The 627-nt window shown below is 48.3% G+C and carries 1 pseudogene; it reads left to right on the top strand.

Annotation, left to right across the window (positions count from 1 at the left end):
• A pseudogene (locus tag ACTHSP_RS21265) lies at positions 1-513 on the top strand (D-alanyl-D-alanine endopeptidase); the annotation flags it as partial.
• Between the last annotated feature and the right edge of the window lie 114 nt (positions 514-627).

Here is a 627-nt window from a genome sequence, read left to right as displayed (position 1 = left end):
CTGACACGCGGCGAACTGTTGCACCTGAGCCTGATGAGCAGTGAAAACCGTGCTACCCATGCGTTGGGCCGTACCTATCCGGGTGGTATGAGCGCGTTTGTTGCGGCAATGAATGCCAAAGCACAAAGCCTGGGCATGACCAGCAGCCGTTTCTATGAGCCTACCGGTTTGAATTTCCAAAACGTTTCAACTGCACGCGATTTGAACCGCATGGTTGCGGCAGCCAGCAAATATCCGCTGATCCGCAAAAATTCTACTTCAAATTATGGCTCGGTTTGGACGGCAAATGGTCGTCAAAACTACAAAAACTCCAATGCCTTGGTGCGTGAGGGCAGCTGGAATATTGAATTGCAGAAAACCGGCTATATCCGCGAGGCAGGACGTTCTATGGTGGTTAAGGCCAATGTACAGAATCAGCCGATTACCATCGTATTGCTCAACTCTCCGTCTTCCACAACACGCGTGAACGATGCGCGTAAGATTGAGTCTTGGATGTTGCAGCGCCGCTCTTAAATATTGCGCTTAAAGGCCGTCTGAAACCGTTCAGACGGCCTTTTGTGTAAAGTGTATTAAATTTGGGTACAATGTCGTTACATTAACTTAAAAACACAGAGAGAAAACATGTTG

Source organism: Neisseria sp. P0001.S005 (assembly GCF_051963715.1).
This window is presented reverse-complemented; position numbering and strand designations above follow the sequence as displayed.